General features: G+C 61.0%; 28 protein-coding genes and 1 riboswitch. Of the genes, 8 read left to right on the top strand and 20 right to left on the bottom strand.

Annotated elements, in window-relative coordinates; all coding sequences use genetic code 11:
* Nucleotides 1-15: 15 nt before the first annotated feature.
* Entirely contained in the window at nt 16-726 is a 711-nt protein-coding gene (locus tag DUT91_RS04820; RefSeq protein WP_114439237.1) for a pyrimidine 5'-nucleotidase, read from the bottom strand.
* A gap of 123 nt (nt 727-849) precedes the next feature.
* On the opposite strand from DUT91_RS04820, the gene DUT91_RS04815 reads away from it, so the two are divergent.
* Complete coding sequence (locus DUT91_RS04815) at nt 850-1,755, top strand: DMT family transporter (RefSeq protein ID WP_114439236.1); 906 nt, start codon at nt 850-852, stop codon at nt 1,753-1,755.
* Nucleotides 1,756-1,784: 29 nt separating this feature from the next.
* On the opposite strand, the gene argB is transcribed toward DUT91_RS04815, so the two are convergent.
* Nucleotides 1,785-2,678: an acetylglutamate kinase gene (argB, locus tag DUT91_RS04810; RefSeq protein WP_114439235.1), complete on the bottom strand. Its 894-nt coding sequence runs from the start codon at nt 2,676-2,678 to the stop codon at nt 1,785-1,787.
* Nucleotides 2,679-2,942: 264 nt separating this feature from the next.
* On the opposite strand from argB, the gene DUT91_RS04805 reads away from it, so the two are divergent.
* Together DUT91_RS04805 and DUT91_RS04800 are read left to right on the top strand one after the other, a co-directional pair.
* Entirely contained in the window at nt 2,943-3,476 is a 534-nt protein-coding gene (locus tag DUT91_RS04805; RefSeq protein ID WP_114439234.1) for a sigma-70 family RNA polymerase sigma factor, read from the top strand.
* Nucleotides 3,473-4,186 (top strand): anti-sigma factor, encoded by a 714-nt coding sequence (locus tag DUT91_RS04800; protein WP_160113623.1) that lies wholly within the window; start codon nt 3,473-3,475, stop codon nt 4,184-4,186. The genes DUT91_RS04805 and DUT91_RS04800 overlap by 4 nt, the downstream gene beginning before the upstream one ends.
* Before the next feature lie 17 nt (nt 4,187-4,203).
* Here the strand turns inward: DUT91_RS04800 and yihA are convergent, their stop codons facing one another.
* From yihA to rpmH, 5 genes are all read right to left on the bottom strand, one after another.
* Nucleotides 4,204-4,827, bottom strand: coding sequence for a ribosome biogenesis GTP-binding protein YihA/YsxC (yihA, locus tag DUT91_RS04795; protein ID WP_245419594.1), 624 nt, complete (start codon nt 4,825-4,827; stop codon nt 4,204-4,206).
* Nucleotides 4,828-4,871: 44 nt separating this feature from the next.
* Nucleotides 4,872-5,510, bottom strand: coding sequence for a CatB-related O-acetyltransferase (locus DUT91_RS04790; protein ID WP_114439231.1), 639 nt, complete (start codon nt 5,508-5,510; stop codon nt 4,872-4,874).
* A gap of 189 nt (nt 5,511-5,699) precedes the next feature.
* The gene (yidC, locus tag DUT91_RS04785; RefSeq protein ID WP_114439230.1) at nt 5,700-7,565 is read right to left on the bottom strand and encodes a membrane protein insertase YidC; all 1,866 of its coding nucleotides are present in this window, start codon (nt 7,563-7,565) and stop codon (nt 5,700-5,702) included.
* 28 nt (nt 7,566-7,593) lie between these two features.
* Entirely contained in the window at nt 7,594-7,965 is a 372-nt protein-coding gene (gene rnpA / locus DUT91_RS04780; RefSeq protein ID WP_114439229.1) for a ribonuclease P protein component, read from the bottom strand.
* A 35-nt stretch (nt 7,966-8,000) separates the two neighbouring features.
* Nucleotides 8,001-8,135, bottom strand: coding sequence for a 50S ribosomal protein L34 (gene rpmH, locus DUT91_RS04775; protein ID WP_068880068.1), 135 nt, complete (start codon nt 8,133-8,135; stop codon nt 8,001-8,003).
* Between the two features lie 442 nt (nt 8,136-8,577).
* On the opposite strand from rpmH, the gene DUT91_RS04770 reads away from it, so the two are divergent.
* Complete coding sequence (locus tag DUT91_RS04770; RefSeq protein ID WP_114439228.1) at nt 8,578-8,925, top strand: RidA family protein; 348 nt, start codon at nt 8,578-8,580, stop codon at nt 8,923-8,925.
* A gap of 5 nt (nt 8,926-8,930) precedes the next feature.
* Here the strand turns inward: DUT91_RS04770 and DUT91_RS04765 are convergent, their stop codons facing one another.
* Nucleotides 8,931-9,923, bottom strand: coding sequence for an Lnb N-terminal periplasmic domain-containing protein (locus DUT91_RS04765; RefSeq protein ID WP_114439227.1), 993 nt, complete (start codon nt 9,921-9,923; stop codon nt 8,931-8,933).
* Between the two features lie 215 nt (nt 9,924-10,138).
* Between DUT91_RS04765 and DUT91_RS04760 the strand changes: the two genes are divergently transcribed.
* A complete protein-coding gene (locus tag DUT91_RS04760; protein WP_114439226.1) occupies nt 10,139-10,360 on the top strand; it encodes a hypothetical protein in 222 nt (73 codons plus the stop codon).
* A 26-nt stretch (nt 10,361-10,386) separates the two neighbouring features.
* Here DUT91_RS04760 and msrQ read toward each other — a convergent pair whose 3' ends face one another.
* Nucleotides 10,387-11,043, bottom strand: a complete 657-nt coding sequence (gene msrQ, locus DUT91_RS04755) for a protein-methionine-sulfoxide reductase heme-binding subunit MsrQ (protein ID WP_425373747.1) — start codon at nt 11,041-11,043, stop codon at nt 10,387-10,389.
* A gap of 1 nt (nt 11,044) precedes the next feature.
* On the bottom strand, nt 11,045-11,989 hold the full coding sequence (msrP, locus tag DUT91_RS04750) for a protein-methionine-sulfoxide reductase catalytic subunit MsrP (protein WP_114439225.1): 945 nt from the start codon (nt 11,987-11,989) through the stop codon (nt 11,045-11,047).
* A gap of 367 nt (nt 11,990-12,356) precedes the next feature.
* Here msrP and DUT91_RS04745 point away from each other — a divergent pair, with 367 nt between their 5' ends.
* Both DUT91_RS04745 and DUT91_RS04740 read left to right on the top strand, forming a co-directional pair.
* Nucleotides 12,357-13,274 carry an alpha/beta hydrolase gene (locus tag DUT91_RS04745; RefSeq protein WP_245419553.1) on the top strand — a complete coding sequence of 306 codons (918 nt, stop codon included), beginning with the start codon at nt 12,357-12,359 and terminating at the stop codon, nt 13,272-13,274.
* Nucleotides 13,275-13,453: 179 nt separating this feature from the next.
* Nucleotides 13,454-14,887: an aldehyde dehydrogenase family protein gene (locus DUT91_RS04740; protein WP_114439224.1), complete on the top strand. Its 1,434-nt coding sequence runs from the start codon at nt 13,454-13,456 to the stop codon at nt 14,885-14,887.
* 51 nt (nt 14,888-14,938) lie between these two features.
* Here DUT91_RS04740 and DUT91_RS04735 read toward each other — a convergent pair whose 3' ends face one another.
* The 10 genes from DUT91_RS04735 to thiD are packed head-to-tail and all read right to left on the bottom strand — an operon-like array spanning nt 14,939 to nt 22,485.
* Nucleotides 14,939-15,700: an ABC transporter permease gene (locus tag DUT91_RS04735; protein ID WP_114439223.1), complete on the bottom strand. Its 762-nt coding sequence runs from the start codon at nt 15,698-15,700 to the stop codon at nt 14,939-14,941.
* Complete coding sequence (locus DUT91_RS04730; RefSeq protein ID WP_114439222.1) at nt 15,697-16,428, bottom strand: ABC transporter ATP-binding protein; 732 nt, start codon at nt 16,426-16,428, stop codon at nt 15,697-15,699. Before DUT91_RS04730 ends, DUT91_RS04735 begins: the two co-directional genes overlap by 4 nt.
* Nucleotides 16,421-17,116 (bottom strand): thiaminase II, encoded by a 696-nt coding sequence (tenA, locus tag DUT91_RS04725; RefSeq protein ID WP_425373755.1) that lies wholly within the window; start codon nt 17,114-17,116, stop codon nt 16,421-16,423. The genes DUT91_RS04730 and tenA overlap by 8 nt, the downstream gene beginning before the upstream one ends.
* A gap of 2 nt (nt 17,117-17,118) precedes the next feature.
* Nucleotides 17,119-18,063, bottom strand: coding sequence for an ABC transporter substrate-binding protein (locus DUT91_RS04720; RefSeq protein ID WP_114439636.1), 945 nt, complete (start codon nt 18,061-18,063; stop codon nt 17,119-17,121).
* A 47-nt stretch (nt 18,064-18,110) separates the two neighbouring features.
* Nucleotides 18,111-19,088: a HesA/MoeB/ThiF family protein gene (locus DUT91_RS04715; protein ID WP_114439220.1), complete on the bottom strand. Its 978-nt coding sequence runs from the start codon at nt 19,086-19,088 to the stop codon at nt 18,111-18,113.
* The gene (locus DUT91_RS04710; protein WP_200834913.1) at nt 19,085-19,696 is read right to left on the bottom strand and encodes a thiamine phosphate synthase; all 612 of its coding nucleotides are present in this window, start codon (nt 19,694-19,696) and stop codon (nt 19,085-19,087) included. Before DUT91_RS04710 ends, DUT91_RS04715 begins: the two co-directional genes overlap by 4 nt.
* The gene (locus tag DUT91_RS04705; protein ID WP_114439218.1) at nt 19,693-20,463 is read right to left on the bottom strand and encodes a thiazole synthase; all 771 of its coding nucleotides are present in this window, start codon (nt 20,461-20,463) and stop codon (nt 19,693-19,695) included. The genes DUT91_RS04710 and DUT91_RS04705 overlap by 4 nt, the downstream gene beginning before the upstream one ends.
* Before the next feature lies 1 nt (nt 20,464).
* Nucleotides 20,465-20,662, bottom strand: coding sequence for a sulfur carrier protein ThiS (thiS, locus tag DUT91_RS04700; RefSeq protein ID WP_114439217.1), 198 nt, complete (start codon nt 20,660-20,662; stop codon nt 20,465-20,467).
* Nucleotides 20,631-21,641 carry a glycine oxidase ThiO gene (gene thiO / locus DUT91_RS04695; RefSeq protein WP_114439216.1) on the bottom strand — a complete coding sequence of 337 codons (1,011 nt, stop codon included), beginning with the start codon at nt 21,639-21,641 and terminating at the stop codon, nt 20,631-20,633. The genes thiS and thiO overlap by 32 nt, the downstream gene beginning before the upstream one ends.
* 4 nt (nt 21,642-21,645) lie before the next feature.
* Nucleotides 21,646-22,485 carry a bifunctional hydroxymethylpyrimidine kinase/phosphomethylpyrimidine kinase gene (thiD, locus tag DUT91_RS04690; protein WP_245419552.1) on the bottom strand — a complete coding sequence of 280 codons (840 nt, stop codon included), beginning with the start codon at nt 22,483-22,485 and terminating at the stop codon, nt 21,646-21,648.
* Between the two features lie 83 nt (nt 22,486-22,568).
* Nucleotides 22,569-22,670, bottom strand: a riboswitch (TPP riboswitch).
* Nucleotides 22,671-22,947: 277 nt separating this feature from the next.
* Here thiD and DUT91_RS04685 point away from each other — a divergent pair.
* Nucleotides 22,948-25,080 carry a putative bifunctional diguanylate cyclase/phosphodiesterase gene (locus DUT91_RS04685; RefSeq protein ID WP_114439215.1) on the top strand — a complete coding sequence of 711 codons (2,133 nt, stop codon included), beginning with the start codon at nt 22,948-22,950 and terminating at the stop codon, nt 25,078-25,080.
* The last annotated feature ends 39 nt before the right edge of the window (nt 25,081-25,119 follow it).

Below are 25,119 nucleotides of genomic sequence, written 5' to 3'. Positions count from 1 at the left end.
ATGTGAACTCTGCAGTTATGCGGCCTTTACGTGCAGGATGCTTTCCAGGAATTCTGCCAGGTTGTCGGTGACGTAGTCCACCTGGTCGGTATATTCCGGGTCGCTTTCCCAGATTTCCGAGAAGGTCGGCTCGAAATTCTTCGGCACGATCAGCACGGTTTTCATGCCGAGCGCCTTCGGTACGACGAGATTACGCGCAAGGTCTTCGAACATCACTGCATTGCGGCTATCGACACGATGCAGGCCGACGAATTTGTCATAGGTTTCGCGCGCCGGCTTGGGCGTCAGATCCGCCGCGACGATATCGAAAATGTCGTCGAAATGATCGAGGATGCCCAATTGCCGCGCCGAGCGTTCGGCGTGGCCGCGATTGCCGTTGGTGAAAATAAACTTGCGGCCAGGAAGCTGCTTGATCGCGGCGCCCAGCGCCGGGTCAGGCGCCAGCCAGGAATAATCGATGTCGTGCACCTTCTCCAGGAAATCGTCGGTGTCGATTTCATGACGCTGCATCAGCCCTTTCAGCGTCGTGCCATATTCCAGATAGAACTGCTTCTGCACCTTGCGCGCCTCCTCGCGCGGCAATTGCAGAAGCTGCGAGACATAGCTCGTCATCTTCACGTCGATCTGTGAGAACAGGTTCGAGGCGTGCGGATAGAGCGTATTGTCGAGATCGAAAACCCAGTCGGTGATATGGGCGAATGCTTGGGGTTGGGGCGTATTGGTCATGATATCCTTATGCCATGAATCGCGGGAAATGCCAGCCGTGACCGAGGGCTTGGACCGCTCTTGCCTTCGCTGGCGTTGGGGTGCAAAAGGTGGCGGCTTTCCCTCCAAATTCGACTGTAACCTATGGAACTCTGGATTCCCGTCACCATCGCGGCGGCTTTTCTGCAAAATCTGCGCTCCGCCCTGCAGAAGCACCTGCGCACCTCACTGAGCACGACCGGCGCGAGTTTCGTGCGCTTCGGTTACGGCTTTCCTGTGGCGCTCGTCTATGCCTTCGCGCTGCATCATTTCGCGGGCTACGCCTTCCCGTCCTTCAACCGGACTTTTCTGATCTGGTCGGTGATCGGCGGATTGGCGCAAATCTTCGCGACGATCCTGCTGGTTTATCTCTTCTCGCTGCGCAATTTCGCAGTCGGCACCGCCTATTCCAAGACCGAGCCGGTCCAGGCGGCCGTGTTCGGATTGATTATCCTCGGCGAGCGGATCACGGCGGGCGCCGTGGCTGCGATCATCGTCGGCATCGCGGGCGTGATGATGATTTCCGTGGCGCGGGTGCCGCTTTCCTGGCGCAATCTGGGCGCGGCGCTCGTCAGTCGGACGGCACTGATCGGTATCGCGTCGGGCGCGATCTTCGGCATTTCCGCCGTCGCCTACCGCACCGCTTCCCTTGCCCTGCAAAGTCCGCATCCGCTCATGCAGGCGGCGGTGACGCTTGCCTTCGTCACGGTTTTCCAGACGGGTTTTATGCTGGTCTGGATGGCGGCCAAGGACCCGGCGGAGATCGGCCGCGTCATCCGTTCATGGCGCTCGTCGTCGCTGGTCGGGCTCGCCGGCGTTCTCGGCTCCGCCTGCTGGTTCACGGCGATGACGCTGCAGCCGGTCGCCTATGTGCGAGGGCTTGGCCAGATCGAACTGGTCTTCACCTTCATCGCGTCAGTGTTCTTCTTCCGCGAGCGCATCAACCGCATGGAGGTCGCCGGCTGCCTGCTGATCGTGACAGGCATCCTGCTGCTCCTGATGTGGCGTTGAGCGCGGAGACTTTATTCCGTCGCGCAAACCTACGGAACGATCAGCGTGCCCGCGCCATGTTCGGTGAACAGTTCGAGGAGCACCGAATGAGGGGTCTTGCCATTGAGGATGACCACGCCTTCAACGCCCCGCTTGATGGCGTCGATGCAGGTTTCCACCTTGGGGATCATGCCGCCGGAAATCGTGCCATCGCGGATCAGCGCCTGCGCATCGGCGACGGAGAGTTCCTTGATCAATTCCTTGTTCTTGTCGAGCACACCGGGCACGTCGGTCAGGAACAGCAGGCGCGAGGCGGCAAGCGCCCCGGCAATCGCACCGGCGAAGGTGTCGGCGTTGATATTGTAGGTGTGGCCATCGCGTCCCGGTGCAACCGGCGCGATGACAGGGATCATCTCGGAGCGAGCCAGCAGGTCGAGCAGCGTGCGGTCGATTTCAACCGGTTCTCCGACGAAGCCGAGGTCAAGCACCTTCTCGATATTGGAATCCGGATCGACGACCGTTTTCTTGGCCTTTTCGGCAAACACCATGTTGCCGTCCTTGCCGCAGAGACCGATCGCCCATTCGCCCTCGGCATTGATGAGCGCGACGATCTCCTTGTTGATCGAGCCGGCGAGCACCATCTCAACCACTTCCACCGTCTTTTCGTCGGTGACGCGCAAGCCACCCTCGAAACGGGATTCGATACCGAGCTTGGCGAGCATCGCCGCGATCTGCGGTCCGCCGCCATGTACGACGATCGGATTGATGCCGGACTGCTTCAGGAGCGCGATATCCCGGGCAAAGGCTTTGCCCAGTTCCGGATTTCCCATGGCATGGCCGCCATATTTCACCACAACCGTCTTGTTCTCGTAGCGCTGCATGAAAGGCAGCGCGGCGGAAAGGAGCTGCGCCTGGATTTCCGCAGTTTCTGAAGCGTTGGTCATGGGTGTGCGGGCTCCGCGGACAAGAGGGCGGTATCAGAGCTTGATCCCGAAAAGTTGCAGACTTTTGGGATAAGATCATGCGGCTAAAGCTGGGCGGTCTCATAGCGCATGTTGCCGCCGGGGGAAACATCTGTTTGAAGGCAGGGCCGGGCATTTGCAATTATTTCAGAATCCGGCAGTCTCGCTACGCGATTGTGGTTGTACTCCGCTTGATGCACGCTATCGTTTCGCGAAGGTCCAGGAGGAGAAAAAATTCTGGAAAGGATGCCGGAAGACCTGTCCAAGCTGATTTCCCGCGTGGCCATGCGCGACCGGGCAGCTTTCGACGCGCTTTATCGCGCCACCAGCGCGAAACTTTTTGGCGTCTGCCTGCGTGTCTTGAAGAATCGCAGTGAGGCGGAGGATGCGCTTCAGAATGTCTATGTGAAGATATGGAACAGGGCCGACCGCTTCGCAGTCACGGATTCAAGCCCCATTTCATGGTTGGTGGCGATAGCCAGGAACCATGCGATCGACCTGCTGCGCGCCCGTAAGCCAACGGGTACGCTCGATGCTGCCGGCGAGATCGCCGAACCGTCGCCAGGGCCGGAGCGCAACGCGCTGGCAGCAAGCGAGGCCCGCCAGATCGAGCGCTGCCTTCAGGAGCTCGATCCGCCGCGGGCGGATGCGGTGCTCGGTGCCTATATGAATGGAGAAAGTTACGAGGAACTGGCGAAGCGGCATGGCGTGCCGCTCAACACCATGCGCACATGGCTGCGCCGCAGCCTCGTCAAGCTGAGAGAGTGCCTGCAGAGATGACCAGGGAAACGCAACAACAGCAGGATATGCCGGAAGGCGACGATCTCGTCGCAGCCGAGTATGTGCTCGGCGTCCTGGAGCATCGCGAACGCGTGGCTGCAGGCCGACGCATCGAGACCGAAAAGGCGTTTGCCGTGCATGTGGCGCGTTGGCAGGCGCATTTTGATCGCCTTTCCGACGATTATCAGCCTGTGGAGCCTCCGTCCGCCCTGAAATCGGGCATCGACCAGTGCTTGTTCGGCGAGGCGCAAGGGACCGCGATACCGTCGCTCTGGTCGAGCCTCGGCTTCTGGCGTGGACTGGCCGCCGCCTCGCTACTTCTTGCCGCGATCGCTATCGGGCGAGAATTCATCCCCCTCTCGCCGCAATCCTCCGGCCAAATGGTGGCGTCGTTGGAAAGCGCTGGCGCTCCGTTCAAGACGATGGTCGTCTTCGATCCCAGGACCGACATGCTGCGGCTGAAGATGATGGAAGGCGAAATGCCCACCGACCGTTCGATGGAGATCTGGCTGATCGCCGATAATGGCGCGCCGGTTTCGCTTGGGTTGATGAAGCGGAATGGTCCGACCGAAATGCCCGTAAAGCCCGCCATGGCCGCCAGGATGCGCGACGGCGTCCGCCTCGCTATCACCGCCGAGCCGATGGGTGGCTCGCCGACCGGCAAGGCGACCGGTCCGGTCATGGCCTCAGGCGTGGTGCGAACGATTTAGAGCGGCACTCGCCGTCCTCACTCCCGCGTCAGGAGTACGATCGCCGCGCGCAACTCATCGAGGCCTACGCCTTTTTCCGACGATGTCGCCAAAATCACGGGGAAGGCTGCCGCCCGCTTGGCGATTGCCTTCGCCGTTTCCTCCATCAGGCGTGGTACGCCGGCGGCCTTGATCTTGTCGATCTTGGTCAGCACGATCTGGTAGGAGACGGCGGCCTTGTCGAGAAGGTTCAGCACCTCCGCATCGTTCTTCTTGATGCCGTGGCGCGCGTCGATGAGCACATAGACGCGCTTCAAGGTGGTGCGCCCGCGCAAATAATCGAAGACGAGTCTCGTCCATGCATCGACCTGCGCCTTCGGCGCTTCGGCGAAGCCGTAGCCGGGCATATCGACCAGCGCCAGCGGCGGCAGATCGCGCCCCTCGCCGGAATAACCTTCCGGCACGAAATAGTTGAGCTCCTGCGTGCGGCCCGGCGTATTCGAGGTCCGCGCCAATGCCTTCTGCCCGACAAGCGCATTGATGAGCGACGACTTGCCGACATTCGAGCGGCCCGCGAATGCGATTTCGTGCGGCCCCTCGGGCGGCAGGAATTTCATCTCCGGCACGCCACGGATGAAAACCCAGCCTTTGGCGAAAAGCATCCGCCCCGCTTCGATCAGTTCGGCCTGTTTGTCGTCTGCTTCGCTCACGTCGCCTGTTCCAGTCCTGTTATGTCGGCTCCGCCGATGGCATCGATATTCCGGGTTATCTTGTCAACTGGCCAATTCCACCAGGCGATGTCGAGAAGACGCAAAATGGTCGCTTCGTCGAAGCGCATCTTCACCACACGGGCCGGATTTCCGGCGACGATGGCATAGGGCGGTACGTCGCGCGAGACCACCGAGCGGGTCGCAACAACCGCGCCGTCGCCGATCGTGACGCCGGGCATGATGGTGGCTTCCATCCCGATCCAGACATCGTGTCCGACGACTGTATCGCCACGGAAGGCCCTTCCGAATTTTTCCATATCGAACCGGTCCTGCCATTCGCCTCCGAAAATCCCGAACGGAAAGGTGGAGAATCCATCCATGGGATGATTGGCGCCGTTCATGATGAATTTGGCGTTGGCAGCGATCGCGCAAAACCGGCCGATGACGAGGCGGTCGCCGATGAAGTCATAGTGATAGAGGACGCAATGCTCCTCGAAACGCTCCGGTCCGTCAGGATCGTCGTAATAGCTGTAATCGCCTGCGACGATTGTTGGCCGCGTCACGATGTTCTTGATGAAGGCGCAGCGCGTATGGCCGGGCAGCGGGTGGATGGTATCGGGATCTGGGGCGGGCATGAAGGGGCTCCGGCAAGTTTTAAAGCGGCTTTCGAATGAGGAAAGCGGTCTGTCGTCATCGGATATGACGTTTCGGACCGGCTTACTTGCGCATTGGAGTTCTCCCGTTTCAAAGCGGTCTTTTAACCTGCTTGCGCGCATAAAAAAAGCCCCCGCCGTAGCGGGGGCTTTCAGATCGGATGAACTGGCCTATTCCGCCGGTTTGGTCTTCGACTTGAAGAGATCTCTCAGATTGTCCCAAAGCTCGACCTTGGCACCCTGCCGCTTCATGATGATCGCCTGCTGGGTGATCGACAGCGTGTTGTTCCAGGCCCAGTAGATGACGAGCCCGGCCGGGAATGTCGCCAGCATGAAGGTGAAGATGATCGGCATCCAGGTGAAGATCATTGCCTGGGTCGGGTCGGGCGGCGTCGGGTTCATGCGCATCTGCAGGAACATGGTGATGCCCATGATGATCGGCCATACGCCGATCATCAGGAACGGCGGCACCGCATATGGCAGCAGTCCGAAGAGGTTGAACAGCGACGTGGGGTCCGGCGCGGCCAGATCGTGGATCCAGCCGAAGAACGGCGCATGGCGCATCTCGATGGTGACATAGAGCACCTTGTAGAGCGCGAAGAACACCGGGATCTGCACGAGCACCGGCCAGCAGCCCGCGAGCGGGTTGATCTTCTCGGTCTTGTAGAGCTCCATCATCGCCTGCTGCTGCTTGACCTTGTCATCAGCATATTTCTCGCGGATTTCCAACATCTTCGGCTGCACCATCTTCATCCGCGCCATCGATGCGTAGGATTTGTTGGCGAGCGGGAAGAAAACCGCCTTCAGGATGACGGTGACGAGCAGGATCGCTACGCCGAAATTGCCGGAGAATTTATAGAGCCAGTCGATGAGGTAGAACATCGGCTTGGTGATGAAATAGAACCAGCCCCAGTCGATCAGAAGCTCGAACTGGCGGATGCCGAGATCCTTCTCATAGGTCTTGATCTTGGCCACTTCCTTGGCGCCGGCGAAGATATGGTTCTCGATCTTCGTCGATTGACCAGGCTGGATCGTCACGGGATCGGCGAGGAAATCGGTCTGGAAGCGGCTGCGATTGTCGGTGAAGTAGGAGAAGCGGGCCTGATAGGTCTCGTTCTGCGGGGGAATCAGCGCTGCCGCCCAATATTTGTCGGTGATGCCGAGCCAGCCACCCTTCGATTTAGGCGGCGAGACGTCCTTCTCTTCTTCGATCTTGGAATATTTGATCTCCTGCAGGCCATCATCGCCGACGACGCCGATCAGGCCTTCATGCAGGACATAGGTCGCGCTGGGATGTTCCGGCGGCGAAAAGCGCGTCACGCGCCCATAGGAGGCAAGCGAGATGGGCGTTCCCGTGGTGTTGGTCACCGTGTCATCGACCGTAAACATATAGTCGTTGTCGACTGAGATGACGCGCTTGAAGGTGAGGCCCTTTTCGTTGGTATAGGTGAGCGTCACCGGCGTGGAAGGCGTCAGCGTATCGTTGCCCTCTACCTTCCACACCGTGGTGGGGCCGGGCACCGTTCCGGTCTGGTCATTGCCGGTAAAGCCGAGTTCGACGAAATAGCCTTGCTTGAGCTGCGACGGCGCCAGCAATTCGATGCTGGGCGAGCTGTCGTCGACCGTCTCGTGATAATCCTTGAGGTAGAGATCGTCGAGACGGGCGCCCGTCAGATTGATCGAGCCCCGCAGGCTCGGCGTGTCGATCTTGACGCGGCCGGACTGCGCGACCGCCGCTTCGCGGGTCAACGTGCCGTTGGCTGCGCTGTCCGCCGTCTGGCCGGGGATGCCGGCTTGTCCCGGAGTGCCAGGAATGTTCTCGGCGTGACCCCCTGCCGCTGGCGCGGCTGGGGACTGGCCCGTGGCCTGCCCGGTTGGAGCTTGCGCCTGTTGCTGGCTTTTCTCCTGGCGGAGTGCCTCGATCCGAGCCTGTTCCTTTTGCGCCTCGACCTTGGGGTTCATATAGAACACCTGCCAGAGCGTCAGGATCAGAATGGACAGGGCAATGGTGATGAAGAAATTACGGTTGTTTTCCATTGACGGTCCCAGGTCCGGTCAGACCGGATCAACGTTTTTGTTCAGCTTTTTTGGAAACCCGCTTGGCGAGTTCCCTGACAAGTTCGGCAAACGGTGCGCTCAGCGCGTCACGGCGTGCAACGATCACATAGTCGGTCCCATCAGCCATGTCACCTGCGGCTTTGGTGCGCACCGCTTCCCGCAGGCGTCTGCGGATACGGTTGCGGATGACCGCGTTACCGTTCTTCTTGGTCACGGTGATGCCGACGCGCGGCTTGTTGCCGGCTTTGGCAGCAGCGGATTCCGCCGGTTCGCGCGTCTTCATTTCGAGCAGGAAGAACGGCCCGCGCCGTTTTTCTCCGCTCCTAACAGTCAAAAACTCCGCTCTCTTGCGAAGGCGGAGTGTTTTTTGATCGTTCATCGTGTTTGTCACCGCGCTGGTCGCGCGGAGCCAGCTTAAGCGGAAAGCCGCTTGCGACCGCGAGCGCGGCGTGCTGCGATGACTTTGCGTCCGCCTGGCGTCGCCATGCGGGAGCGGAAACCGTGACGACGCTTGCGAACAAGCTTGGACGGCTGATAGGTGCGCTTCATTTTTTTAATACCGCGGCGTGCGGCCCTTCTTGATTCTGCTTTTGAACAGGAGCTGGCTCGGCTGGCTTTCCGGCAACGTAAACTGCCGTCTGGCCGACAAGGTCCGAACGTGGGGCGGCTTATAGATGCAACCTCCCGATAAGTCAATTCCGATGCGTCGGAAACCGCGCTGAACGGCTATATAACGGCGATTTAATAGAGAGTCGGCGCAGTTCTGACGGGGCAATTTACCCCCGCTTCCGGTGGATACATCCGCCCAAATTTCGGCACGGCCATTGTCATCGCCCCGACTCTGGCTATGAATGCGTCGGGCTATCAAGAAGCCGCCGGTCGATCCGATCGGGCTGCTGCATAATCATGCAGCATTTTAAAGGGTTGGAGCGACCTTTGCGCGTCCAGGCGGACGCCCGGTGCTCCGAAATCACGGAAAGAGGAGTTAGTTATGACCATCCGCCGCATCGAACCGGGCCCGCGTATGAGCCAAGCCGTGATTCACGGCAACACCGTTTATCTCGCCGGACAGGTCGGCGCTCCGGGCGAAAGCGTTGCCGCCCAGACGAAGGCCATCCTGGCTTCGATCGACAAGCTTCTGCAGGATGTAGGCAGCAGCAAGTCGAAACTGCTCCAGGCAATCATCTGGCTCGACGACATGGCCAATTTTGCCGAGATGAATGCGGTCTGGGATGCATGGGTCGATCCGGCCAACACGCCCGCCCGCGCCACCGGCGAAGCGAAGCTGGCGACCCTGGCCTACAAGGTCGAGATCATCATCACCGCCGCGCTTGATTGATCGGTTCACTCGTCACGGATGCGGGCGGAATAACCGGCAGCGCCGCCGGCCGCCCGGCCGCCGATGGCCGCTTGCCGCTCCACGTCGGCAAGCGGCTCATCGTTTTCGATGAGCCCTTCGTGATAGAGATATCCCGGCAGATAGCCCGATAGGAGAACACGGTAATCCAGGGGAAATCCGGGGTTGATCGTGCGCGCCATGTCGAACACGACCGTCGTGCAATTGGTGGTGACGGTATTGTAGAACTCCGCCTTTTTCGCCAGCCTGTTGGCGGTGTCGAGATAGAGCATGAAAAGCTGCTTGCGTGGGGCAGCATCGATCCTGATCGGATAGCGGTAGACGTGCTCCCCGCGTATATTGGTGCGCAGGCGAATGATATCGCTTTCATCGGCGGCGATCATCGCCAGTTCGAATTCCTTGAAGAAGCCGCCGATCTCCGAAAACTCCTCGTTGATCGTTTTGCGGATTTCAGCCGAGAAGACAACATGCCGCCCATCTGCAAAGCCGAAACTGACAAGTGTGTGGGCAATCGCCGGGCTGCCCCAGTAGGACAGGAATAGATCGACTGTTTCGATCGTATCGAGATCGTAGGTGTCGGTCTCCCAACGCGGCGTGAAATCGGTGGTCGTGCGCCAGTCGAAATGCCGTACATTGTGAAGCGTTGCACGATTGCCGTCCATCGTCGCTGTCACGGTGTGTTCCACGTCCGGCGCCCAGGCACGCGTCAGCGATGGCTTGACCGTCGACCACCAGCCGAACAGTGCGATGATCGCCACGGCAGCCGCAAATCGCGACATCCGCCGTTTCGTCGTGAATTCCGCCACCAGCACGAACAGCGAAAATGCACCCCAGACGATGAGTGCGGCGATGCGCCCGTTCCCGCCGATCGGCAATTGATACCAAAGGGCGAAGCCGCCCCAGAGAAGGCAGCAGGCGAGCAGGATGAAGAAAAACAGGCGGGCGACAAATTTCAGCGCCGAAATGAATACGGTTGTCATGTTTCCCCGGTAGTATCCGTCTTGAAGAGCCGGCGGGCTCCTCCAGCGCATCGGTCGGAAACCGAACTGATTTTCGAAAAAACGGTGCGCGGATTCGATAATTTACAGCTTCATTTATGCGTCCAATGGGACGCACGGCGTTGTAGATTGCAATTACACTATTGGACTCTTAGCTCAAAAGATGCGAATATTTCGCTATCAGGAGGATGACGCCAATGACCGCTATGGTTCATACGCATGCCTCGAAAGCGATAGTCAATGAGGTCAAGGATTGCCTCAAGACGATAAGCCCCGGACAGAATGTCGTATCGACATCAGAGATACGAATGCGCTTGCGGAAGAAATTCCCGCACTGCGGCATGTCGGATTCGGGACTGGCTGAAGTGATCGGCCGCGAAGCGGTCGGACAGGGCTTCAGCATTCATTTCGAGAAATAAGACCGGTCGAGAACTAAGATTGGTTATCAAGCGCTGCGCGGTTGACGCGTAGCGCTGGTTCGTGTCGATCGACGCCGTTTGAGAAAGAACGGGCGCGCGATCCTCCATGCGAGCAGGATCGCTACGATCGCGGCATAGATAACAGGTTCCGCCGGCCAGCTTTTCACCGACAGGATGAAATGGATCGCGCCACCGGCCGCGGCCACATAGATCAGGCGGTGCAGCCTCACCCAGTTGCGTCCCAAGCGCCGGATGGACCAGGCATTGGACGTGACCGCAAGCGGGATCAAAATGACGAGACTCGCCATTCCGATGGTGATGAACGGCCGTTTGATGATGTCGGCGATGACGGCGTTGAGGTCGAGCGCCTGGTCGAGGATCATGTAGACGCTGAAATGCATGGCGACATAATAGAAGGCGAGCAGCCCGAGCGCCCTGCGGTAGCGGATGAGATTGATCGAGAAGATCTCGCGCAGCGGCGAAACCATCAGCGTCAGGATCAGGAAGCGTAGGGCCCAGAGCCCGAGGCGATGCTCGAATTCCTTGACCGGGTCCGCGCCAAGCTCGCCAATGCTGCCAAGATAGAAGCCCCATAGCGCTGGCAGCAGCCCCGCACCATAAAGCATCCATATCGGCGCATCGCTGCGCCGTTTGGTGCGCCGGGCCATCTCAGTCACGTTCATCTCAGTAGTTCGCCTTCAGATCCATGCCGGTATAGAGCGACGCGACCTCTTCTCCATAACCGTTGAAGGGCAGCGTCTTGCGCCGTCCGGAACCGAAAAATCCGTCCTCGCCGATCCGCCGTTCCGTCGCCTGGCTCCAGCGCGGATGATCAACCTCCGGATTGACATTGGCATAGAAGCCGTATTCCTGCGCGTTCTGCAGGTTCCACGAGGTCGGCGGCTGTTTGTCGACGAGGCTGATGCGCACGATCGACTTGATGCCTTTGAAACCGTATTTCCAGGGCACGACCAGCCGGATCGGCGCCCCGTTCTGGTTGGGCAGCGTTTCGCCATAAAGCCCGACGGCAAGGATGGTGAGCGGGTGCATCGCCTCATCGAGGCGCAAGCCTTCTACATAGGGCCAGTCCAGTGCCTGGAACACGCCCTGTTGTCCCGGCATCTCCTCCGGCCGCATCACGGTCTCAAAGGCCACATATTTTGCCGAGGAAAGCGGCTCGACCTTTTTCAGAAGTTCGGAAAGCTGGAAGCCGGTCCACGGGATGACCATCGACCACGCCTCGACGCAGCGCATCCGGTAGATACGCTCTTCGAGCGGCATGGTCGCGATGAGATCCTCGATGTCGAATTCAGCCGGCTTCGAGACAAGACCGTCCACTTTTACCCGCCAGGGTTTTGGCTTGAAATTACCAGAATTGGCGGCCGGATCGGCCTTGTCGGTACCAAATTCATAAAAATTATTGTAAGTGCTCACGTCTTTGAGCGGGGTCAGTTCCTCATCCGTGGCATAGGGACCTCGCTTCGCCTTCAGCACTTCCGCCTGCGCGGCGGTTTGCCAAGCACCGATCAATCCGGCCGCGACCGCACCGGCCATGAACTCGCGGCGACGCAGATATACGCTCCTCGACGTAATCTCGGAGGACTGAACAGGTGGGGTGCGGTAGGCCATGATTTTCTCCAATTCGCCCTATTATAACAGCGGTTCTGCGCAGGAACGGATTGGCTTAGTCAAAGAGTTTCACGTTCACGCAACTGTGAACCCGTGTCTGGACGTAAATCCGAGCATATCCCTCTTGTGGCAAACATGCATCAGCCGGTTTTGAAATGTACCCGGGAACGCATCAATGCTGGATGTGCACGATGTGTTACATTAAGTATTATTGTGTGATATGAGTGGCGCGTGCGGCGGAATGTTCCGAAGAAAATTCCCTTGGTAAAAGCTCGCAATAGCCGGGAAGGCCTGAGTTTGGCTCCTGAATGTGGCCGGACATGAAGACCTCAAAGCTTGATTAACCTCTGAATGTCAGGATATGCCCATGGTGAAGAATTATATTCCCGGCGTATTGTCTGCCACAGTATGGCTGTCTGTGATGTTTCTCGCCTTGCCTGCGGCCGCGTCCGATTCGTCGCTCCCCGCATCGGCTCATGCGGCCGTCAGCGAGGCTTCCGGCAATTCCGGCTTGAAGAAGGGGCCTGCCGGCGTCAGGCTCGGCGAGGGTGTGACGATGAGAAAGAAGAGCGAGCCGGATGAGCCGACGGCGGCCCAGAAGATCATTCGCAACCCTCAGTTCCTTTATCGCTTTTATCGCCCCGAGAATCCGACGGGCAAGACGGTGGTTCTCCTGCACGGTTCCGGCGGTGACGAGACGAGCCTCGTCCCGCTCGCTTCGAAAATATGGCCGAATGCCGTGCTGCTGGGCGTGCGGGGGCGTGTGCTGCAGGAAGGCCGTACCCGCTGGTACCGCAGCATCACACCCGTGAAATTCGACCAGAAGGATGTTCGCGCCGAAGCTGATGCCTTCGTCGTTTTCCTGACGAAGCTGGCCGATAGTCACGGTCTGGATCTGAGCCGCGCCACCTTTGTCGGCTATTCCAACGGCGCCAATCTTCTTGCTGCGACAATGCTGCTGCACCCCGACATGGTCAAGCGCGCGGTCCTGATGCGCCCGATGCCCGTGCTCGACGAAACGCCCGCCGCAAACCTGTCGAAGACCAATGTGCTGACGGTCGCCGGCGCTGAGGACGAAATCTATTCGCCCTATGCGCCTGCTTTGTCGGCTCTTCTGCGTTCAAGCGGTGCGCGGGTCGATTCCCGCACCGTCGCCACGGGCCATCTCCTCGGCGAGGAGGATGTGCGCATCGTCGGCGAATGGCTGGCGGCTCAAAGCCCGGATGGCGCGCCTGCCGTCTCGATGCAGACAGGCCCAGCCGGTTCCTCCTCCGCACCGGAGTAGCAGCGGCTGCCGCAGTTTCCTTCTCGGCCGGCACCAATTCAGTTCCCGTCCATTTTCTTCCTGCGCCCATAAGGCTGCAATGCGATGTGCAACCTTGAAAGCATGCCTGTCAGCGCGTAGAAAACAGCAGCAATTTGCGAGGGGCAAACGCAACCGGCCGTGAACGGAAGGACAGGGATATGACACTTCACAAGAACCTGATTGGCGGAGAATGGATCGGTGAGAGCGGTGTGCCCAACATCAGCCCGTCCGATACCAATGATGTCGTCGGCGAATATGCCCGGGCCGACCTGAGCGAAGCGAAGTCCGCTATCGCAGCCGCCAAGGCAGCTTTCCCCGGGTGGTCGCGTTCAGGCATCCTGGAGCGCCACGCCATCCTGCGCAAGACGGCCGATGAGATCATGGCGCGCAAGGAAGAGCTAGGCAGGCTTCTGTCGCGTGAGGAAGGCAAAACCCTTGCTGAAGGCATAGGCGAGACCATCCGCGCCGGCCAGATCTTCGATTTCTTCGCTGGCGAGGCGCTGCGCCTTGCAGGCGAAATCATCCCCTCCGTGCGCCCGGGCATTGGTGTCGAGATCACCCGCGAGCCGGTTGGCGTCGTCGGCATCATTACGCCGTGGAATTTCCCGATCGCCATCCCCGCCTGGAAGATCGCGCCGGCGCTCTGCTATGGCAACACAATCGTGTTCAAGCCGGCGGAACTGGTCCCCGGCTGCTCCTGGGCGATCGTCGATATCCTGCATCGCGCCGGCCTGCCCAAGGGCGTGTTGAACCTCGTCATGGGCAAGGGCTCGGTAGTCGGCCAGGCGATGCTCGACAGCCCCGATATCGATGCCATCACCTTCACCGGTTCGGTGGGGACCGGCAAGCGGGTGGCGACAGCCTCCGTCGAGCATGGCCGCAAATTCCAGCTCGAGATGGGCGGCAAGAACCCCTTCGTCGTACTGGACGACGCCGATCTTTCCGTCGCCGTCGAATCCGCGGTCAATTCGTCATTCTTCTCCACCGGTCAACGCTGCACTGCGTCCTCGCGCCTCATCGTCACTGAGGGCATCCACGACAAGTTCGTCGACGCCATGACAGAGCGGCTGAAAAGCCTCGTTGTCGACAATGCGCTCAAGCCAGGCACGCATATCGGCCCGGTGGTCGATGAGACGCAGCTCAAGCAGGACATGGACTATATCGAGATCGGAAGGAGCGAGGGCGCGAAGCTCGCCTTCGGCGGCGAACGGCTTAACCGCGAGACGCCCGGCTTCTACCTGCAGCCCGCGCTCTTTACCGAGGCGACCAACGCCATGCGCATCAGCCGCGAGGAGATCTTCGGCCCGGTGGCGTCCGTCATCCGCGTCAAGGATTACGAGGAAGCGCTCGCCGTGGCCAACGACACGCCGTTCGGCCTGTCCTCGGGCATCGCCACGACGAGCCTGAAGCATGCCACGCATTTCAAGCGCAATGCGGAAGCCGGCATGGTGATGGTCAATTTGCCGACCGCCGGCGTCGATTTCCACGTTCCGTTCGGCGGTCGCAAGGGTTCGTCCTACGGCCCGAAGGAACAGGGCAAATACGCCGCCGAGTTCTACACCGTCGTCAAGACGGCCTACACGCAGGCCTGAGCTTCACGATTGCGATGCGACAATTCGAGGGTCCGGTTTTCCGGGCCCTTTTCATATCCCGCTCCCATCCGTCTCCTTCGCCCAACTGGCCATCCGCCGCGCGGCCATTGAAGTGGACGCGTGCAGGAGGACGGTGAATGCGGCCAGCACGAAGAGGGCCGCGAACATCAGGTCCACCTTGCCCCGGCCATTGGCGAGAAGCATGAGATAGCCGAGCCCTTTCGACGCACCGACCCATTCGCCGATGACGGCGCCGATCGGCGCATAGACGGCGGCAAGCCTGAGCCCCGACCCGAAGGCGGGCAGGGCGGCCGGCAGGCGCAGCCGCAGAAGCGTGCTCATCGGCGTCGCCCCCATGGTTCGGGCGAGATCGAGCAGCCCGGGATCGGTGCGCCGCAAGCCGTCATAGAAGGTGGAGACCACGGGGAAGAAGATCATCAGCACCGTTACCGCGATCTTGGATATCATGCCGTAGCCGAGCCATAGCGTCAGGATCGGCGCCAGCGCGAAGATGGGGATCGCCTGGCTGAACACCATCAGCGGCAGGAGAAGCCGGCGCGCCATGGGCGAAATCATCAGGTGCAGCGCCGTCGCGCCGCCGATGGCCGCGCCGAGAACGAGGCCGAGCAGCACCTCGACAATAGTCGTGCCGGCATTTTCCGCGATGAGCGCGTGGTTGTCGATCAGCGAGCGCAAAACGCCAACCGGACCGGGCAGGATGAACGATGGAACGCCGGTCAGCCAGACGACGATCTGCCAGAGCGACAGCGCGGCGCATGCGGAAAGGAGCCCGTCGATGACGCGGCGCTTCATTGCGGCAACTCCCGGAGAATGCGCAGGAGGCCCGATTGCATGGCAAGCGTTTCCGTCGCCTCCGCTGCGCGGATCGCATCGCCCGCCAGCCCCTCATAGCGGCTGAGCCCGGCGGCGCTGACGATGATGATATGGTCGGCGAGCCGCACCGCTTCCGCCGGATCATGCGTCACCAGCACGACGGTGCGCCCCCGGAGCGTTTCATGGGCAAGCTCCTGCATTTCGCTGCGGGTGCGGGCGTCGAGCGCGGCGAATGGCTCGTCGAGCAGCGCGACCGGACGGTCCTCCATCAGCATGCGGGCGAGCGCCGCGCGCTGCCGCATGCCGCCGGAAAGGCTTGCCGGGCGCTTGTGCCGGTGCGGCTCAAGGCCGACGCGGGCGATAAGCCGCTCGGCCCGTGTCCGGTCAGGAGCCTCGCCGCGCAGCCGGACGCCGAGGACGACATTCTCGTAGACATCGAGCCAGGGCGCGAGCAGATCCGTCTGCGCCATATAGGCGACGCGCGGCACGACCGGCCTTTCGTCGCCCGCCGTAACCGTGCCTGAAAATTCCCCGCCGGTATCGAGATCGGCGATCAGCCGCAGGAGCGTCGATTTGCCGACGCCGGAGGGGCCAACAAGGCAGGTCCACTTGCCGGCCTCTATGCCGAGACTGATATCCCGGAAAAGCGGCTGCCCGGCATGGTGGAAGTCGCCGCGCAGCTGCAGTCCGGGCGGTGCTTCACGCATGTCCGCGCAGCCCCATCTGCCAGAAGGCGGCCTCGAGTTTCGTCGCGGTGCGGAACTGCTTGCAGAGATGCCGCCAGCGCTCGGTTTCCTGCGGCGAGGAGCCGAGCCGGTCCCGCGCCGCCTGCTCGATGAGCCTGCCCACTTTGTGGCAGACATCCTGATATTTCTGGCCGGCATAGGTATCGATCCACTGGCGATAGGGCGTATCGGCCGCCGTGGCGGCAAGCCGTGTGCCGATCTCGCCATAGCCCATCACGCAGGGAGCGAGCACCGCCATCAGGTCGAGGAAATCGCCGGAATGGCCGGCATCGAGCACGAAGCGCGTATAGGCCAGGTTCTCGGGCGCTTCTTCCGCCTCGAAAAGTTCGTCTTCCGATATGCCCGCCTCCGCACAGATGCCGACATGCAGCGGCAGTTCATGGTTGACCAGCGCATCGACGGTCGCGGCCGCGATACGCATTTCCTCGCGGCTGTTGGCCTTGACCACGGCAAGCGCCCAGGCGCGGGCGAAGTGGCGCAAATAGACATAATCCTGCACGAGATAATGGATGAAAGAGGCGCGTGGCAGGGAGCCGTCGCCGAGGCTTCTGACGAATTCATGATCGATATAGGCTGTCCAGTCGTCCCCTGCCGCATCGCGCCATGCGGCGAAAATGGGCGACGAGAAATCGGTTCTCACAGATATCATGTTCATTGGGCAGGCTCCTCCGCATTAACATCGATCGCGATCTTGTCGACGGGCAGGATGGACGGCACGAGACCATGCTCCTTCAGGAAAGCCTCGTAGCGCCGGTAGCGCCCGATATCGAGGGCCGCGGGCCTGAGCGCGAAGCGCGGCAGCGTGTCGAACCATGCGCGCCTGTTGAGTTCGTCCTGCAGCTCCTTGGCCGTCGAGGCATAAAGCTCGAAGCTCTCCTGCGGATGGTTCAGGATATATTGCGTCGCCTTTTCGGTGGCGGCGAGAAAGCGCGAGATCTTGGCCTTGTCCATGGTCTTCGAATTGGCGACATAGATCAGCTCGTCATAGGGCGGCACGCCTTCCTCCTCGACGAAGAAGCAGCGGCCCTTCACGCCCTCGACCGCCATCTGGTTCAATTCGACATTGCGATAGGCGCCGATGACGGCATCGACCTGCTTCGACATCAGCGACGGGGCCATCGACCAGTTGACGTTGATGAGCTCCACATCGCTCATTTTCAGGCCGTGCTTGGCGAGAATGGTCTGGAGAACCGATTCCTCGACGCCACTGACCGAAAAGCCGACTTTCTTGCCCTTGAGATCGGCGATCGATTTCACTGGGCCGTCGGCAAGGGTGAGCAGGCAGTTGAGCGGTGAGCCGACCAGCGTTCCGACCCGCAGCAGGGGCAGGCCCTCATGTGCCTGGAGATGGATCTGCTGCTGGTAGGAGACGGCGAGATCGGCCTGTCCCGCCGCGACGAGCTTGGGCGGGGCGGAAGGATCGGCGGGGGCGATGATGTCCACGTCGAGCCCCTCGTTGCGAAAGAAGCCCTTCTCTTTGGCGATGATGATAGGCCCGTGGTCCGGGTTCACATACCAGTCGAGAATGAGCGAAAGCTTGTCGGCGGCAAGCGCCGGTGTAGCCGCCAGCGGCAAGGCCGCCAGAAGCGCTAGCAGGAAATGTGGGAACTTCACGAGGTATCTCCTCCGGTTGGAAAAAGCAGTCAATTGGGATCGCCGGCCGCGATCAGGACGATTTCGCCCTTCCAGTAGCGTTGCAGGGCGGTTGCCGCGCGCCACGCGCGCAGCCCGCTGCGGCAGCACATCACCACCCGGCGACCTTCTGGTGGAACGATGCTGGCGGCCTGGAAATCATCGACCATGGCGCGCATAGCGCCCGTGCGCAGCGGTTGCGGCGCCTCGTCGATCCCGCGCAGCTCGACCAGCAGGTCGTCATCCCTGAGCCCGGCCGGCGCGATGAAAGGGAAGGGGATCCGCTCCGGCTCCGGCGCGTTGTCGAAGCGGAAGCCGCGGAATGAAAAGCGCTTGAGATCGACGGAGATCATGTTGCCGAGTGGCGAGGGCTCGAAGCCGAGCAGGACGCCAAGCGCCATCTGCGCCTGCAACGCGCCCAGCGTGCCGACCACGGGGCCGAGCACCCCGGCGGTCGCGCAGGTGGCGAGCGTCTTCGGCAGATCCGGGAAAACCGCCCGCAGCGACGGCGCACCGCCGCAAAAACCGCCGACATAACCCGCAAGGCCGAGCGCTGAAGCCGATATCAGGGGCTTGCCCAGCGCATGGCAGATATCCGACATGATATAGCTCGCGGCAAAGCTGTCGGCGCAGTCCATCGCGATATCGGCTTGCCCGACCAGCCTTTCCGCATTGGCCGGATCGAGCGCGGCGACGACGGGTGTGACCGCCGTTTCCGGATTGAGATCGCGCAAGGCGTCGCGAGCGGCCTCAGCCTTCGGCCGGCCTAGGCTCGTTTCCCCATAAAGCGGCTGGCGATGCAGATTGCTGCGGTCGACGCTGTCTGGATCGACCAGCGTGATCCGGCCAACGCCGGCGCCGGCCAGATATTGCAGCGCCGGGCAGCCGAGACCGCCCGCGCCGACGACGAGCACATGCGCCTGGCGCAGCTTTGCCTGACCTTGCTCGCCGAATTCGGGAAGGATTTCCTGACGCGCATATCGGTTCATCGCAGATATTCCCGTGTCGCGGCGATCCATTCCTTGACTCGCGCTTCCGGATCGGCGTTGAGCGTGATGTCGGTCACGACGGAAACGATGTCAGCGCCTGCGGCGAAGGCGCCGGGCGCGCGCTCCACATTCATCCCGCCGATCGCGACGAGCGGAATGTCACCGATCCGCGCCTTCCATGTCGTCAGTCGCTCCAGCCCTTGCTGTTCCCATTTCATCTTCTTGAGGATGGTCGGGTAGACAGGCCCGAGCGCGATATAATCCGGCCTGACTGCCAGCGCGCGGTCGAGTTCCGCCTCGTCGTGGCTCGAAACGCCGAGCTTCAAACCCGCTTGGCGGATGGCTGCAAGATCGGCCTCGTCCAGATCCTCCTGACCGAGATGGACGAAGTCGCAGCCTTCCTCGATGGCGAGCCGCCAGTGATCATTGACGATAAGCTGGCATTGATGGCGTGCGCAGAGTTCGCGGGCGCGGCGGATTTCAGCGCGCAACGGCTGCTCGTCACTGTCCTTGATGCGAAGCTGCACCAGCCTGATGCCGAGTGGCAGAAGCCTTTCCAGCCAGACGGAGGAGTCGAAGATCGGATAGAACGGATCGAGCGCCATCAGAGGAATGCCTTTCCCATGAGGGGTGTCGACGGGGCGGCCATGTCACGCGCCTCGATGGGATCGGCCTCATAGGCGAGCCGCCCGGCTTCCACCGCCTTGGCGAAGGCCTGCGCCATCATCACCGGATCGCCGGCCTTGGCTATTGCCGTATTGAGCAGCACCGCATCATAGCCGAGCTCCATCGCTTCCGCCGCATGCGAAGGCAGGCCGATACCCGCATCGATGACCAGTGGAATATCAGGAAAATGCGCGCGGAGCGTCCTCAGGCCATAGGCATTGTTGAGCCCGCGGCCCGAGCCGATGGGCGCCCCCCATGGCATCAGCACCTTGCAGCCGGCCTCGACCAGCCGTTCGGCAACCACCAGATCCTCCGTCATATAGGGGAAGACCTCGAAACCTTCGTCGCAGAGGATGCGGGCAGCTTCCACCAGCCCGAACGGGTCGGGCTGCAGCGTGTCCTGCTCGCCGATTACTTCCAGCTTGATCCACGGCGTGCCAAACACTTCGCGCGCCATATGGGCGGTTGTAACCGCCTCGCGCACCGAATGACAGCCGGCGGTATTGGGCAGGACACGAAGCCCAAGACCCTTGATCAGCGCCCAGAAATCCTGGCCCCCACGCTCGCGCCCGGATTCGCGCCGCAACGACACGGTGACGATCGCCGTGCCGGAGGCGCGCACTGCCTCCGATAGGGTGGCGGGGGAGGGATATTGCGCGGTGCCGAGCAGAAGCCTGCTTGAAACAGATGTGCCGTAAAACTCCAGCATGTCAGCCTCCCTGCATAGGTGCGAGGATTTCCACCTGATCGCCGTCGCGGAGCGCGGTTTCCCCACGTTCGGCGGCGCTCACGAAAGCACCGTTGACGGCGGTGGCGACCACGGCGTCGGCAAGGTCGAGTTCGCCGAGAACCGCGTCGAGCGTTGCCGCATCGGTTTCATGCGGATTGCCGTTCAGGATAATTTTCATCCATCATCTCCGGTGTGCTGGTGGGATCGGTCACGGCCTCGACGGCCATGCGGGCAATCGCTGGCGCAAGCAGGAAGCCGTGGCGGTAGAGCCCGTTGACATAGAGGGTTTGTCCGCGCCTGCGGATGCGCGGCAGATTGTCGGGAAATGCCGGGCGGGCATCGACGCCGGTTTCCAGGATTTCCGCTTCGGCGAAGGCCGGATCGAGCGCGAAGGCGCTGCCCAGCAGTTCCAGCGTTGAGCGCACGGAGATGCGGCGGCTGGCGTCGCTCTCTATCATCGTCGCGCCCACCATGTAGGCGCCGTTGCCGCGCGGCACGATATAGAGCGGGATGCGCGGATGCAGCAAGCGCACCGGGCGGTGGAGGTTCACTTCGCTCGAGCGGATGACAATCATCTCGCCCGTGACACCACGCAGATCGGGAAGCGCATCCTTTGCAGCAAGACCACGGCAATCGATGGTGAGGTCGCTCTGGATAGCTGCCTTGTCCATCTCCGTGCCGAGTTGCAGCCGCACGCCGCGGCGGCGAAGCGTTTCGGCCAATTGCTCGAGCGCCTTGCGCGGATCGAGATGGCCTTCCCCGGGGAAAAAGAGACCGTGCCGGAAACGGCCCGCCAGATCCGGTTCGAGCGCTGCGATCCGCTCCGCGTCGGCGGCTTCATGGGCACTGGTGCGGCGGGAAAAGCGCCTGAGCTCGGCCGCATCGCGCGTATGTGACAGGACGAGCGTACCCTGCCGCTCGACGCAATCGACATGGCGGTCCCACCAGCCGATGGCCTCCTGGCCGAGCCGCACCACTGGCTCCTCGGCGCTTTCGCCTTCGCACCAGGGCGCCAGCATGCCGCCCGCATACCAGGAACAGCTGTCGTCGCCGATGTGCTCGCTCCGCGCGACGATGGTGACGTCGAAGCCCTGCTCGGAAAATTCGGTGGCGCAGGTCAGCCCCGCGACACCAGCGCCGATGATGGTGATGCGCATGGCTCTAGCCCCACATCGCATGGAAATGATGAACGGGACCGTTGCCCGAGCCGACATTGAGGCGGTCGGCGGCAAGGATCGCGCCCTGCAGATAGGCATGGGCTGCGGCGAAGGCTTCCTCCAGCGACAGCCCCTTCGCCAACTCGGCGGCGATGGCCGATGAGAGCGTGCAGCCGGTGCCATGCGTATTGCGGGTGGCGATGCGCGACGCCGTCAACCTGAATGGCGGCATGCCATCGCGGATTAGGAGATCGACGCATTCCCCGCCTTCCGCGTGCCCGCCCTTCATCAACACTGCGCCAGCACCCATCGCCAGAAGCGCCTTGCCCTGTTCGACGGCATCGGTTTCGCTCCGCGCTATTTCTCCGTCGAGCAGACAGGCGGCTTCCGGCAGGTTCGGCGCCAGAAGCGTCACCCCGGGCAGAAGCTTTTTGCGCAAGGTAGCGACGGCTTCGAGGCTCAGCAGCCGGTCGCCGGATTTTGCCACCATGACGGGATCGAGCACGATATATTTGTTGAAGGGAATAATTCCAGCCGCCACGGCTTCGATCGTTTCCGGCACCGAGAGCATGCCGATCTTGACGGCATGGACGGCGAGATCGCTGAATACAGCATCCATCTGGGCCGCGACGATATCAGCCGGAATGTCATGGACTGCGGTGACCGCCTTGGTGTTCTGGGCGGTGATGGCGGTGACGATGCTCGCGCCATAGGTACCGAGCGCGGAGAAGGTCTTGAGGTCGGCCTGGATGCCGGCGCCGCCGCCGCTGTCCGATCCCGCAATGGTCACGCAGATCGGTATCACTGGGACAGAAAAGGAGCGTGCTGTCTGTGTTCTGGTCATGGCGTTTCTCATTCCGAACGGAAACTCGAAACGCCTCGACCGGGATGGAATATGCTTCCAAAGAGTGGGAATCATCCCGGTCCGCGACGCCAAACTCCGTTCCCTACGCAGGTATTATCCCGAATCAGGTTCAATGGGTTGGCGCGTTAGCACCTCTCAGCCTTTCGGCACCCCAACGAATTTTGCTGTTGACGGGATAGGCCCAAAATTGGCCAAGGTCAACCCGATGCTGGGAGGGGCTGATTCCCGGCATATTGTTGAAAGGTGTAAAACCGGCCTTTGAGCAATCCAGGAATGTGGTGGGTGGGGAAGAATAAGAAGCGTGACAAAGACGAGTAAAAATCAAGGTTTAGCTTGTTTATTTAGAATTTGATGTTTTGCTCCGCAGGGGCTTTACAGGCATATCAGGGGACGGTCGGATGTCGTTTTCAACGATGGGAATACATAAGAGGGCAGAATCATATGGCGGATTCTGAATCCTCGGGGAGCGGCGAGCCTGTGGATACAGCGGAAACTGACGAGGATTTCCGCGTTCTTTTCACCACCCACCCGACCCCCATGTGGGTCTATGATCCGCAAACCCTGAAATTCCTCATCATCAACCAGGCTGCCGTCCAGCTCTATGGCTATGACCGCGAGCAGTTCGGGCTACTCACTGTCCTCGATATCCGCCCCCCGGCCGAGCGCGAGCGCATGCTGGAGGCGATACGGGACAAATCCGACCTCGACCGGCCGCAACGCTGGCAGCATCTGAAGGCGGATGGCGAAATCATCGAGGTTTTGACCTACGGTCGGCAGGTGCGCTTCAGGGGCCTCGATGCCGTCCTCGCCATCGTGCAGGACCGCACCGAGGTCAACCAGGCCTACAGGCAGGTGCACCATACCCGTTCGCTCCTCGACAATCTGGTGAGCAATCTTCCCCTGGGCGTTTTCGTCAAGGATATGGAAAATGCCGGACGCTATGTGCTGTTCAACGAGGCAGCCGGAGCGATCAGCGGTCGCACGCCGAAGGAGGTCCTGGGCAAGACCGACAATACTTTGTATCCGCGCCGCGATGCCGTTCGCTTCAGCCGTCAGGATCAGGTGGCGATGCGCCGCAGCGAGGTCTTGTCCATGGAGCAGAACATGGTGCGCCCCGATGGTGAGATACGCGTTGTGCGCACCATAAAGCGCCGCATTCCCACCACTGACGGGTCGCGTCCCCGCTACCTCATAGGGCTTTCGGAGGATGTGACGGAAAGGCGGGAAATCCTGTCGCGGATTGAGCATGTCGCCATGCACGACGCGCTCACCGGTCTGCCCAATCGCGCCTTTTTCACCGACCACCTCCGGAAACTGTTGAAGAAGGAGCATGGGGCGGAGCCATTCGCGCTGCTCTATCTCGATGTCGACCAGTTCAAGCAGGTCAATGACAGCATGGGGCACCCGGCCGGCGATCTGCTGTTGAGCGAGGTCGCTTCACGGCTGCGCAAGCTGATCTCGCCGGATGATTTCATCGCGCGCATCAATGGCGATGAATTCGCCATCGCGTTCATGGGCGGCGATATCAGGGAGATCAGCCTGTTTGCCGAAAAGCTGATGGCCCTTTTCGCCGAGCCTTTCCGTCTCGAGGATAATGAGGAATATATCGGTTGCAGCATCGGTATCGCGCTGGCGCCGAAGCATGGTGACGAGGTGGATCTGCTTCTGCGAAACGCCGATCTGGCGCTCCACGCCGCCAAGGCCGACGGCCGCTCGACCTTCCGCTTCTACGAGCAGTCGATGCGGCTGGCGGCGGAAAGGCGCCATATCCTGACGCTCGAATTGCGCCAGGCGCTGAATGAGAACCAGTTCGAACTCTATTACCAACCGATCTTCACGCTGTCCGACGACAGCATTTCGGGCTTCGAGGCGCTCATACGCTGGCACCACCCGCAGCGCGGCATGGTTTCTCCCGCCGAATTCATCCCGGTGGCGGAGGAAACGGGATTGATCTCCGGGATCGGTCAATGGGTGCTCCGTGAGGCCTGTCTGACTGCGGCGCGCTGGCCGAAATCGGTCAAGATTTCGGTCAATCTTTCGGCGGCGCAGTTCGATCAGGCGGGCTTGCTCGACACCGTTGTCATGGCCCTTGAGGAGGCCGGTCTCGAACCGCATCGTCTGGAGCTGGAGATCACCGAATCGATCTTCCTGTCCAACAGCCGACAGAACATCCAGATGCTTTACGCGCTGCGTGAGCTCGGCGTCCGCATAGCGATGGACGATTTCGGCACCGGCTATTCCTCGCTCAGCTATCTCCGCTCCTTCCCCTTCGACAAGATCAAGATCGATCGCAGCTTCGTCTCCGGCATCGAGGTCGACACCAGGAACCTTGCCATCATCCAGGCTGTCGCTGTTCTTGGCGCGGGTTTCAACATCATTACGACGGCAGAGGGAGTGGAAACCGCGCAACAACTCAGCCGGTTGAGAAACGAGCATTTTGGTGAAGTGCAAGGTTTTTTCACCGGCAGACCCATGCCGGCTGGCGAAGCCGACATATTCATAGCAAGCAAAACTGCTTCTTCCGCCCGGCTATTGAATGAACTGGCATCCTCTGCGATGACAAGCCGAAAATGAACCCCGAGCGGGGATAATATCGACCATGGCATTCGAGGA

Source organism: Paramesorhizobium salinisoli, from assembly GCF_003335045.1.
Taxonomy (GTDB): Bacteria; Pseudomonadota; Alphaproteobacteria; order Rhizobiales; family Rhizobiaceae; genus Paramesorhizobium; species Paramesorhizobium salinisoli.
The sequence above is the reverse complement of the archived record's forward strand: the minus strand, read 5'-3'. Positions and strand labels throughout refer to the sequence as shown.